The 12,369-nt window shown below is 46.3% G+C and carries 8 protein-coding genes and 1 pseudogene; 3 read left to right on the top strand and 6 right to left on the bottom strand.

What is annotated here, in order from left to right; all coding sequences use genetic code 11:
* Positions 1-134 precede the first annotated feature (134 nt).
* Positions 135-941 (top strand): GIY-YIG nuclease family protein, encoded by an 807-nt coding sequence (locus AC0J2X_RS16785; protein ID WP_069944903.1) that lies wholly within the window; start codon positions 135-137, stop codon positions 939-941.
* Between the two features lie 237 nt (positions 942-1,178).
* Here the strand turns inward: AC0J2X_RS16785 and AC0J2X_RS16780 are convergent, their stop codons facing one another.
* Both AC0J2X_RS16780 and AC0J2X_RS16775 read right to left on the bottom strand, forming a co-directional pair.
* On the bottom strand, positions 1,179-2,555 hold the full coding sequence (locus AC0J2X_RS16780; protein WP_278711788.1) for an MBL fold metallo-hydrolase: 1,377 nt from the start codon (positions 2,553-2,555) through the stop codon (positions 1,179-1,181).
* A gap of 521 nt (positions 2,556-3,076) precedes the next feature.
* Positions 3,077-3,367: a hypothetical protein gene (locus tag AC0J2X_RS16775; RefSeq protein ID WP_069944911.1), complete on the bottom strand. Its 291-nt coding sequence runs from the start codon at positions 3,365-3,367 to the stop codon at positions 3,077-3,079.
* A 227-nt stretch (positions 3,368-3,594) separates the two neighbouring features.
* Here AC0J2X_RS16775 and AC0J2X_RS16770 point away from each other — a divergent pair, with 227 nt between their 5' ends.
* Both AC0J2X_RS16770 and AC0J2X_RS16765 read left to right on the top strand, forming a co-directional pair.
* Entirely contained in the window at positions 3,595-4,152 is a 558-nt protein-coding gene (locus AC0J2X_RS16770) for a YceB family lipoprotein (RefSeq protein WP_278711787.1), read from the top strand.
* Positions 4,153-4,259: 107 nt separating this feature from the next.
* Positions 4,260-5,963, top strand: coding sequence for a protein adenylyltransferase SelO (locus AC0J2X_RS16765; protein ID WP_278711786.1), 1,704 nt, complete (start codon positions 4,260-4,262; stop codon positions 5,961-5,963).
* A 39-nt stretch (positions 5,964-6,002) separates the two neighbouring features.
* Here AC0J2X_RS16765 and AC0J2X_RS16760 read toward each other — a convergent pair whose 3' ends face one another.
* From AC0J2X_RS16760 to AC0J2X_RS16745, 4 genes and pseudogenes are all read right to left on the bottom strand, one after another.
* The gene (locus tag AC0J2X_RS16760) at positions 6,003-6,890 is read right to left on the bottom strand and encodes a LysR family transcriptional regulator (RefSeq protein ID WP_039226007.1); all 888 of its coding nucleotides are present in this window, start codon (positions 6,888-6,890) and stop codon (positions 6,003-6,005) included.
* 27 nt (positions 6,891-6,917) lie between these two features.
* Positions 6,918-8,057, bottom strand: coding sequence for an efflux RND transporter periplasmic adaptor subunit (locus tag AC0J2X_RS16755; protein ID WP_273072523.1), 1,140 nt, complete (start codon positions 8,055-8,057; stop codon positions 6,918-6,920).
* Positions 8,050-11,229 (bottom strand): efflux RND transporter permease subunit, encoded by a 3,180-nt coding sequence (locus AC0J2X_RS16750; protein ID WP_273072520.1) that lies wholly within the window; start codon positions 11,227-11,229, stop codon positions 8,050-8,052. The genes AC0J2X_RS16755 and AC0J2X_RS16750 overlap by 8 nt, the downstream gene beginning before the upstream one ends.
* A 23-nt stretch (positions 11,230-11,252) precedes the next feature.
* Positions 11,253-12,302: pseudogene (locus AC0J2X_RS16745) on the bottom strand (NAD(P)-dependent alcohol dehydrogenase).
* Positions 12,303-12,369: the final 67 nt, after the last annotated feature.

The following is a 12,369-nucleotide window of genomic DNA, read 5'->3' as shown; positions in this document are numbered from 1 at the left end:
TTAGAAGTAACCAAGACGACATCTCTCTACTCTTCTGGTAAATCAGAAGTAGGAAATCGTCTTATAGTGCAGCACCTTTAACTCAGCTATAGATAGGAACAGACATATAAAAGCAACCAATGAGAAGTTTCAACATGGATTATTACGTTTATATACTGTTTGATACCAAGACCAACGACGTTTTTTATGTAGGAAAAGGTAAGGGTTTTAGGATCGACCATCATGAAAATGACGCCATAGAAAGTGAAAAAACAGCCAAAATAAAAGCACTACAGGAGGCGGAACGTTTCGGCAAACGTGTTGTAGGGCGATACAATACAGAAAATGAAGCTCACGCTGTTGAAGCGATACTTATAAAGTGGGTTTACGGCTTCGATAACCTTACTAACAAAGTTCACGGTCGCTACTCTTCGCTTATACGAAGCGCGGGAGATTACGGAAAAATTCCTGGCATTGACGTAGAAAAAACACCAAGCCTCAACGATGGCTCTTTCACTAAAGCGCAGCAAGAGAAGTTTGTTAAAAACAACATTGAAGCTAAGCTACAGTCGATAAAAGAAAACATTGAGCCACTGTTGGAAGGCACAGAGTTCACCATGAGTGAAATCATTGGTAAATCTCCTGCTGACACCGGTTTATGGATAAGTAATCCGTCGATGGACGTATCTATAAGGTTGAAGCTACCACTGGCAGGAAGAACGATCAGCCCAGAGTTTGTAAGTACAAATACAGATAAAGAATCGAAAGCGCGCTTCGCGCAAGCGATGGCTCCACTAAAAATAAACAATGGCAGCGTAGGCAGCTATATTGGATTACAGAATTATCTTGAGCGGGCGGGGATTGATAAAGATATCGAAGTTCGCCCAAAAGCGGATGATATTGATGAAATTTTCGATGTTGTAATCTTTATGATTGAGCAGCTTCAAGCGAAACATAGTTAGTCGATTTAATGGGCAGGTCCATAAGGGTCCCTAGTATGGACCTGTACTCTTCTGGGCTTAGTTTGTACTAGCTAAGTCTGAATCAACACACGTTCAACTAGCCTTAAATACATCTGACACGATGGGTAGTACATAGCGTTAATATTTCTTATACACGCTAGCTGTCCTGACCATTCAGGCTAATACATCCGGCTTCCTTGCCGTGGGGATGCGCTCTGCGATGCAGATGTAAGTCTGTTAGGCACCTTGTTGATAGCTCTGCCAGGCTTGCATTGAACCAATAAAAACATCCACGTTTTCAAACCCCTGTGCCAGCAGATAACTGGCTGCTACGGTGGCGCGCTTACCGCTGCCACAGGCCAGTGTATAATGGCGGGATTTATCCAGTTGCTGGCACATTTCCGGCAGATAGCCTAAGTAGATATGCTTTGCCTGGTCAAATTCGTTGCTTTCAACCTCTTCCTGTTTGCGAACATCCAGCAGTTGCCAGTTAGCAAGTGGTGCTCTAATGCGCTCATCAACCTTATCTGCAGTAACGGCGTTCACATGCTGACGTTGGTAAGCCTCAATGGTATCTGGCTTTGGTACCATGGTCAGATAACCACTAATCTGCTGGTAGCCCATCCGCCAAAGCTGTTCGGCGCTTTCGGTTGCCTGTTGATGGGAATCTGCCACCAGTGCAATAGGTGTGGAGTAGTCCAGAAACCAACCACCATAAGCGCTGAGTAAGCCGCCCGGCAAATTGAGACTGCCGGGATAGTGACAGTCTCGAAACTGGGCATGACTTCTTACATCAATGAGCACGCCGGGACGTTCTGCGCGTTTCTGCCAGGCTGACTGAGCATCCTGTGCCAGCTTCTGGCACGCCACTGCCGGTAAAGGCGTATCCATCCCGGTAACGTTAGACTGCTCCATTTTGCTAAAGTAGGGAGCAATATAATGATTCTCTTTTAACTTACGCTCTATAAAGGCTTTTTTAGAGGTACATTGATAGCCCGGGTTTTGCCGTTTCTCAATGCCTATGGTGGTAAACTCACGTTCTGCCATGCCTGAGCCACACACCGACCCTGCGCCATGAGCCGGGTACACAATAATGTCATCACCCAGGTTGGCTAGCGTTTGCAGGCTGTCATAAAGCTGGCCAGCCATTTTTTCCATTTCCTCGGGGTAGAAGTCTGTGCGACCGACTTCACTGACAAATAAGGTATCGCCGGTAAATACGCCGATAGGCTGACCGTCCTGTTCGTTGTCGATAGCCAACACACAAATACTGTCTTTAGTATGGCCGGGCGTTGCAATAACTTCGAGTGTCCATTTGCCAATCTCAAATTTATCGCCATTACCGGCCTTGCGGGCATATTCGATAGGCTCGTCAGCGTATTTACCATGGTAAATATTAGCACCGGTCTGGTTGGCCAGCGCTACCGCGCCAGAGATAAAGTCTTCATTGCGGTGGGTTTCGATGATGGTGGTGATCCGGCATTCATGCTTTCCGGCAAGGGTGAGGTAATGATGCGTATCTAACTGAGGATCAATCACACAGGCTTCACCATCGCTGCCAATCAGGTAGGAAAGGTGCGCAATGCCCGGTGTTTTAACAGATTCTACAAACATAGGTTAGCTCCACTTTGGGGTTGTGCCGCGCACAACGTGAATGTATTCACTTCACTCTAAGCTTTCAAATGTCATGCCGAATAAAAAGTTCTTCTAAAACAAATAATTACATTTTCTACCCACAAGACTTCCCAGCAAATGAAGAAATATTCACTTAATCCTATATAAAATTTACATGCTATTGCGGGATAAGCGTGCCCGTTGCAGACGCTGTTTGAGGTATTGCAGTCTAGAAAGTAAAATCAGCAAGGCGATTGCCCAGTAAATTAACGGCTCCTGCAAGCCGGTTTTTCGAGACCAGCTAAAGTGTAACAGGGCCAGTAAAACAACCAGGTAAATGTTGTTATGCAGGGATTGCCAGCGTTTGCCAAGACGCTGCCTGACTTTATCAGGAGAGGCCTGAAGCGGACAAGCGCACGGGCTATACCCAATGTCCGCTTAACTTATAGCTGCCTGTTAGATAGAATATAAACCTATTCACCGAAACTGTCAGATCAGATATGACCTACTACTGCTAAGTCTTAAAAATAGTCCCTTAACACGCACTCACTATTAGAAAGTCTAGCGACAATTCGGTCACCAAAGCCGGGTAGGAACTCTATGGTAATAGAGACGCCTTCTCCTCGACTTTCCATAGGGAAGCCACTTAACCACGTTAGGTAGGTTTCTACTTCGCTATCTGTTAGCACCATCGACTTATTCAATTCCTCTTTGGTAGATTGAAGTGTATCTTCGTCAATATCACTGCTGCTTTCTCTTTTGTGTTCTGACGCTAAAGCGTCATTTGAATTCGTTTGTGGCTGGGTTTTCATGGTACTTCCTTAAAGTCGTTACTAACAGACCGAGTATCTCTTAGTTATCAATATGCAGAGTAAACAAAGAACAGGCTTGTCTGAATAAGCCGTTGTCTTAGCCACTAAACGATTTCGTTGTTCATCTGTTGCCCCAGCCATTACAATAAACCCATTCTGTTGTTACAGCGCTAGTAGTAATGGCTCACGCTGTGTAATTCGACACCTAATTACTAAAGAGACTTTTTATGAGACTTCTACTTACTGTTGCCTTTACGATAATGCTTGCAGGCTGCGCTACTTTTTCACAACTGGCGGTTTACACGGTTTCTAACGCCGAATTAGAGCAAGTACTTGATAGCCAAGTGAGTAAGCTACAAAAGAAAACCTCACTTGCTGGTATCCCGCTTTATTTAGATGTGGAAGATATGACAGCAACCATAGGCCCTGATGGCAGAGACGTGGTGCAGCTAGGCGCTATCGCCACGGCCCGTGTTAGCGCATTTGGGTTGAACTATCCCGCCAAGGTGAGCCTTTCATTAGAAGGCACGCCTTACTATGATAGCGAAGAAAAAGCGATATTTGTGCGCTCATTATCACTCCTTGATAGCACCATTGATGCAGGCGGCTTTAAGGGTAACTTGGCACCGGTAAGCGGCGAATTTATGCAGCTAATCAATGGCTATTTAGCATCGAACCCGGTTTATCGCTTAGACCCTACAAACAAAGCGGTAAGCATGCTTTCAACCGTGCCTTTACAGTTAACCGTTGAGCAAGGGCAGCTTGCACTTCGACCTAAACAATAATTATTGAGTAGCCGTATGAAATGTCGAGGTTGCTAAAAAGTAGAAAAGTAACCTGAGCCTCGACGCTCGTTATCAGATTTTCCCATTCAGTGAAATAGGCAAGCATAGTGACAGAACGAATCAAAACGCTAGATGAATTCGCAAAGCATGTAGATTACTCTTTGCTCAATACGCTCTCACCAGACCCTCAGTCAACGAGCGACGGCGATGATCACGATCCACGCCAAGTGTTCTCTGGCCACTATGTGCCGGTTACTCCGACCCCATTAACAGCACCCAAATATATTGCGCACAGCAAAATCTTATTTGACGAATTAGGTCTAGACGACAGCTTGGCAACTTCTAAAGCCTTCACCCAGCTGTTTGCAGGGGACATGTCTGAAGTACCAGCCTCAATGAAACCCTACGGCTGGGCGACCGGCTACGCGCTTTCTATATATGGTACGGAATATACACAACAGTGCCCGTTTAGAACGGGTAATGGCTACGGTGATGGCCGCGCAATATCTATCGTTGAAGGGGTGTTTAACGGTAAGCGTTGGGAAATGCAGTTAAAAGGCGCGGGGCGCACGCCTTATTGTCGCGATGCAGATGGTCGAGCGGTATTGCGCTCTAGCGTGCGCGAATTTTTAGTGCAAGAGCACATGCATGCGCTTGGCATCCCAACATCACGCTCACTTAGCTTGTTTATGTCTGAATCTGACACCGTAGACAGGCCGTGGTATCGCGAAGGGTCTCATTCCTATGAACCTGAAGTGATGGTAGAAAATATAACTGCTATTTCTACCCGCGTGGCGCCCTCCTTTTTGCGCGTAGGCCAAATAGAGCTTTTTGCTAGGCGAGCTCGCTGTAACGAACACAGCGAAGCGTTAAACGAACTAGAAGCCATTGTTAAGCACCTTATTGAGCGAGAGTACTCAAGTGAAATTGACATAACCACGCCGTTTGAAGAGCAAGTAGTAACGCTGGCTGCACTATTTCGAGACCGGCTAACGCGTCTAGTTTCTGGTTGGGTTCGCGTCGGTTATTGCCAGGGCAATTTTAATAGCGATAACTGCGCCGCAGGAGGCTTTACGCTGGATTATGGGCCATTCGGCTTTTGTGAATTTTTTGAAGCAGACTACCAACCTTGGACAGGCGGTGGTCGTCACTTCTCGTTTTTAAATCAGCCCATTGCTGCGCAAAAGAACTTTGATATGTTCTGTCGCTCACTGATGCCGCTACTTGAAGGCAACATTGAACAGCTCTCTAAGCTTAACGAGATCAACGACGGTTTTTCTGGCGTGATGGAACGCGCCATGGAGAGTATGTGGGCAACAAAGCTTGGCATTGCCAGCTACAACCACGACTTGCTGATTAAGCTGCTGCAATTAATGCTGCGCACAGGCGTGGACTACAATCTGTTTTTCCGAGAGCTATCGTCAATGCCTGAAGATATGGCGAGCTTGACGAAAAGCTTTTACTACCCGCCTAAAGCAGAGGTCATGACAGAATGGGAAGCATGGCTACAAACGTGGCGTGAGCGCATTGAAAAGGACGCCGAAACACAAGGTGATGTTACAAACGCTATTGCTGCTACCGCAGAGAATATGCGCAAAGCGAACCCTAAATTCACATGGCGCGAATGGTTAATTGTGCCTGCCTATAAAGCCGCAGAGAAAGGTGACTTTACGCCAATTCACGAACTTCAGAAGATACTTACTGCGCCTTATGATGAGCAATCAAAAGAGGTAGAGAATAAGTACTACCAGCTGCGCCCACTTGAATTTTTCAGTGCTGGCGGAGTCGCGCACTACAGCTGCTCTTCGTAATAGCACTTTGATAAACGTAAAAGGCTTGATAGCGTGAACTCAGTATTCACGCATCGCCTTTACAAATAATGAAAACGCAGGGGAATATTCAGCTCGATTGGGGTAATACAAATAGTAGCCGGGAAATTCATCACACCAATCATCGAGTACACGCTGAAGGTATCCAGCTTCTATATCTTGCTTAACCATATCTTCAGGTAGATAAGCGATACCAAACCCTTTCAATGCTGCGTCCCGAATAAAGAATGACTTGTTGACCGTTAACTGGCCCTCTACGCGTACGTTGACCTCCCTGCCTTCTTTTTCAAAATCCCAAACCAATAACCTTCCATAGGTCGGCAACCTTAAATTTATACATTTATGCGCGGACAAATCTTTTGGGCTTTGCGGAATACCGTGCTTTTCAAAATATTCTGGTGACGCAACAACCGACATTCTTAAAGGAGGAGAAATACTGACGGCAATCATATCTTTAGCCAAGCTTTCCCCTAAACGTACGCCAGCATCGAACTTGTCGGCAACGATATCTGTAAGTGAGTAGTCGACCGACATTTCAATATTTATGTCTGGGTATGCCTCCATGAATTTCACAATTTTGGGCCACAACACATTGCGAGCCGCATGTTCAGCAGAGGAAATTCGTATGGTGCCAGACGGGCTGTCTTTTAGCGCATTTAGCGAGTCGAGTTCGTTTTCAATGTCCTGCAGCCTTGGAGAAACAGACGTGTAGAGCTTACGACCAATTTCTGTCAGCGACACACTTCGCGTTGTGCGGGTAAGTAAACGTAAGCCTAACCGCTCTTCCATCCCTTTTATCGTATGACTTAAGGCCGACTGGGAAACGGAAAGCCGTGCTGCAGCTCGAGTAAAACTCTCTTCCTCTGCTACAGCCACGAAGGCAATCAGGTCATTCAAACGTGTTTTCATATGCAGTACGCCACTTCATGCGCTCCTTTAACCCACAACATTAACTTTATCTTTATTAGACACACCATCGGGAGGGTTAGTAACGACGCGATCCGTTTCATTTAGCCCTTGTGCTATTTCCACAGTTCTCCCCAAATCTCGGGACAGTGAAATAGGCTTTATGATTATCTCATTCTCTTCATTGACTGTAGCGACCGAAAGCCCTTGTGCATTAAAGATCAGTGCACTTGCAGGTATGGTAATAACAGGTGCAGGGCTCTCTAACGTTACTCTGATTTTCGCATAGCCTCCGGGCATCAATAAGCCCTCTTGATTACTTGCACTAAACTCTACGCGCGATGTGCCGCTAAGCGGGTTAACCGTTGAAGTGCGGCGCACAGCCTCTGCTACGAAAACTCTATCAGCATATTCCGGAACAGTAAGGTTTGCAGACGACCCCAACTCAACTACAGCGGCATATTTTTGTGGGATCTCCGCAAAGACTCTTAGCTTATCCGCTGAAACTATTCTGAATAAAGGCGGCATATCGCTTGAGCCAGCGTTAACTAAATCACCCACGTCCAAATTTCTCGCCACGATAGTGCCAGAAAAAGGAGCAATGACACGAGCAAGCTGCTTTTGCACCTTCCACTGCTGCAAACTTGCCTGTGCAGCTTTTACTGCCGATTGCGCAGCCAAATGCTCACTTCGCTTTTGCTCTACGTCTTGCTGGCTGACTACCTGTGTTTCAGCTAACCCTAACCACCGGTTTAACGTGCTTTGTGCCAGTGAAGCTTCAACCTTGCGGCGTTCTAACTCAGCTTTTGCCTGATACATTTGCTGGTCGATATCCGGCGTCTCCAGTTCAGCAAGCACAGCCCCTTTTTCAACACGACTGCCTATATCAAAGTACCAATTGCTAACATACCCATCAACTCTGGCGAATATCGCTGTCGCTTGTTGAGCTTCCAATCTTGCAGGCAGTTCAATGACTTTACTTGCTTGCTCAACCGCAGGCGTTACTACTGCGACAGTAGGTATTTGCCGCTGCTCTGTCCATGCTTTGACTTCTTCACTATGAGCTTGCCGGTATAGTGCCCCTTCTACCACGATGGCTACTACCAAAAGGGTAATTCCTACAGCGAAAATTTTCACCTTTTTGGTGTTATTGATGATTGCGTTAGACATTAGCGTCTCCTATCAAAGGGTGAACATAGTTTTTGTGGAGCAAACTAAACAAAACGGGAACAAAGAAAAGCGTGGCCAAGGTCGCTATTAATAGGCCACCTATTACGGCTCTACCCAATGGGGCGTTTTGCTCTCCGCCTTCCCCTAAGCCTATAGCCATAGGCAACATGCCTATTATCATTGCCGAGGCTGTCATCAAAACGGGGCGCAATCGGGCGAAACCAGCAGCGATGGCAGCTTCACGAGCGCAGCCCAATTCACGGATTTTTTCACGAGCAAAACTGATAACTAGCACACTATTGGCGGTTGCCACGCCCATACACATGATTGCGCCAGTAAGTGCGGGTACACTGAACGTGGTTTTAGTGGCAAAAAGCATCCATAAAATTCCAGCTATCGCAAAAGGCAAAGCACAAATAATGACAAACGGATCTCGCCAAGACTGAAAATTGATAACAATGACAAAATAGATAAGACCAACCGCGCCTAACAGCCCCCATAGCAAACCGTTATACGCTTGGTTCATGGTGGCTACTTGCCCTTCAAGTTCAACGGTAGCCCCTTTCGGCTTACTTTCGGCCAAAGAATCAATCACTGAGCGAATATCCTCGCTAACTGCACCTAAGTCTCGCCCTTGCGTTGTTGCAAATATTTGAACCATAGGTCGAATGTTGTATTCCGACACAACACCGCTAATATTCGAGCGAGACAAACTTGCTACAGTACTCAACGTTATTGGAATGTCGCTGGCATTACTGGATGGCTGACTCAGCTGCAAGTTCTCTAGGGCGGATAAAGAGTCCAGTGCTCTCTGAGGTGTTTGCATAACAATGGGATAGCTCACTCCATTTTCAGGATTCAACCAAAACGTGGGCGCAACTTGCGCTGAACCCGACAAATTCACCACTAACGATTGACTAATATCACGCTGAGTTAGGCCGCCATAGGCCGCTTGGGTTCTATCTACCTCTATGTCTAACGACGGTGACTGTCGACTTTGCTGCACTCTTACGTCAGCAATTCCTGGTATCGCTCTTAACGCTTTAATTAGCGTGTTGGCGTAGTCGAAGTTGGCATCAAGGTCGTTCCCTCTAATCTGAATATCAATTGGCGATGGCGCACCAAAATTCAGGACCTGACTGACCATATCAGCGGGCAAGAACGAAAACGTCATATCGGGGAAGCGCTCAGGCAACACTTCGCGCAGGCGTTTAATATAAACGTCTGTAGGCGCGTGATCTTGTGCGAGTGAAATTTGTATGTCGCCGTCTTGCGAACCTATCATTCCATTGTTCGCATAAATGGTATTCATGCTTGAAATATACGTCCCCACGTTGTCCACCATAGCCGCCAGCTCACGTTCTGGAATGACTTCCCTTATCACCTTTTGTATGTCGCCGAAACGCGCAGCGGTCTCCTCAACACGCAAGCCAACAGGTGCTCTGGCATGAATGGATATTTGACCGCTATCAACGGTAGGGAAGAAATTTCGACCAATAAACGGCATTAAGGCAAATGACACAATGGCAAAGCTAAGAAAACCCGCTAGGAATAATTTTCGACTCGCAATGGCTTTCGTAAGCACTTGCGAATAGCTATGTTGAAACGATTTGAAACCTTGTTCAAAGCGCTTGTGCCCCTTACTTAACCATAACGCCATTCCAGTTGGCGTGCGCACAGAATGATTGTTGTTTTCTACCAGAAGGTATTTGGCGAGTGTTGGAATGAGCGTTCGAGAAAGAAGAAAAGAAAACAGCATGGACAACATTACAGCTTCAGCCATGGGAACGAAGAGGTACTTCGGAATTCCCTGTAGAAAATACATAGGTACAAATACAATACATATACACAAAAGCGAAACAAAAGCAGGAGTTGCTATTTGCTGCGCTCCATCAATGATGGCGCTAACAACATCTTTCCCTTCTTCCAAATGAGCATTGATGCTTTCAATCGTAACGGTAGCCTCATCAACCAAAATACCTACTGCAAGAGCCAGCCCCCCTAGCGTCATAATATTTAACGTATGACCAAGAGCAGACATGACTGTCAGTGCTCCGAGGATAGAGAGCGGGATTGATACCGTTACAATGAGGGTTGAGCGCCAACTACCTAGAAACAGCAATATCATCAACGAGGTTAACAGCGCAGCAATAATACCCTCGAGCAAAACCGCGTTAACCGCGTTTTTCACGAAGAGAGATTGATCGCCAATTTGTTTAACTTCTAGCGTGTCAGGCATGGAGGTTTTAACTTCCTCTAAACGACGCTTAATGCCCTCTATGACATCTAATGTTGAGGTATTTCCATTTTTAAAGATGCTCATCAGCACCGAGCGACCGCCGTCTACGTGCACAATATTCGTTTGCACAGCGCTGCCGTCATACACGTCAGCAACGTCGCGAATATAGATAATGGTGCCATCTACTACGCGTATCGGTAAGTCTCCAATCTCTTCAATGGTTTTAGGAGCGTTATTTATTTGAATGGTATATTCATACTCACCAATCTTTTGCGTGCCAGCAGGAATAATGACGTTCTGCTCTGCCAGCGCATTTGCCACATCTTGACCTGACAACCCCCTCGCCTGCAACGCGTCGGGGTCGAGGTCTATTTGAATTTGTCGTGACTTTCCACCAAACGGCCAAGGAATAGCCGTTCCCTGAACAGTGACAAGACGAGAGCGCAGCTGATTCATTGCTAAATCAGCTAGCTGTTGCTCGGTTAACCCCTTCCCTGACAATGCCAGCTGAAGCACTGGTACAGTAGACGCACTGTAATTCATAATAAGCGGAGGCTGTGTTCCTGAAGGCATTTGACGAACCATGGTCTGCGCCACGGCCGTCACTTGTGCATTTGCCATATTAATGTCGACAGTGGGATGAAAATAAACTTTCACCACACCAAAACCGTTGTATGACGTCGCCTCCAGATGCTCAATATTATTAACCGTGCTGGTCAACGCCCTTTGAAATGGCGTGGTTATGCGCCCCGCCATTTCATCCGGAGGCAAACCTCGATATTGCCAAGCGATGGCGATGATAGGAATGTCTACATTAGGAAAGATATCCTTGGGCGTTTTTGCTGCCGTTATAGCTCCTAAAATCACGATTAATAGCGCCAACACCACGAAGGTGTACGGCTTATTCAGTGCAACTCTAACCAATGCGAGCATGGTTTTTCCTTAACAAAAAGTGACTAAGACAATGTCGACATATCAATCACAAACCGATACTTAACGTCACCTTTCGCTAGGCGTTCAAACGCTTGATTAACCTCTGATGCCTTAATTAATTCAATGTCTGCAGTAATGTTGTGTTTATCGCAAAAGCCTAACATTTCTTGTGTTTCAGCAATTCCGCCAATGTTTGATCCGGAAAAGCTTCGGCGCCCCATAACGATATTAAAGGCACCTATTTCTAGCGGTTCTGGCGGTAACCCCACCAATACAACGCTGCCGTCAATGGCGAGTAAGTTCAAATACTCGTTCACGTCATGTTTGGCTGAAACCGTGTCAATGATAAGGTCTACTTTTGATGCGTATTCGGCCATTTTGACCTTGTCTGTCGAGACCACTGCGTCGTGTGCTCCCAATCGTTTTGCATCAGCTGCTTTATTTTGTGATGTAGTAAAAACAATAACTTCAGCGCCCATCGCTTTGGCCATTTTTATCGCCATATGCCCTAAACCACCAAGACCGACAACACCAACTTTCTTGCCCTTGCCTGCGTTTCAGTGTCGCAACGGTGAATACACCGTAATACCTGCGCATAGCAATGGCGCAGCTGCCGCGAGGTCAAGTGATTCAGGCATTTTTAGTGTGTAAGCCTCTTTACACACATAGCTTTTTGAGAATCCACCGAACGTTTGGCCGCCTGAATATTTATCTGCCGAGTTAAACGAAAACGTTACGCCTTGCTCGCAGAATTGTTCTAACTTGCCATCACACGATGCGCAGCTGCCACACGAATCTACAATACATCCCACCGCAGCGAGATCACCTACTTTGAATTTGGTCACATCACTGCCAATTGCTGTGACTTTGCCTACGATTTCATGACCCGGTACCATTGGATATTGAGACATACCGAAGTCGTTTTGCATCTGATGGAGATCAGAGTGGCAAATCCCGCAATAGAGAACGTCAAACTGCACGTCGTCTGGCATAAGTTCTCGGCGAGAGATAGTAAGGGGACTTAACGTTGTTCCCGCTTTTTCTGCTACAAGTGCTTTTATTTCTGAAGCCATAACGCTCTCCGTAATCATCACTAGCCCCTGTGGCTAGTGCTCTAACTAAGTCATTTACAGATTACTC

The sequence above is a fragment of the Alteromonas sp. R7 genome, assembly GCF_055755235.1.
This window is presented reverse-complemented; position numbering and strand designations above follow the sequence as displayed.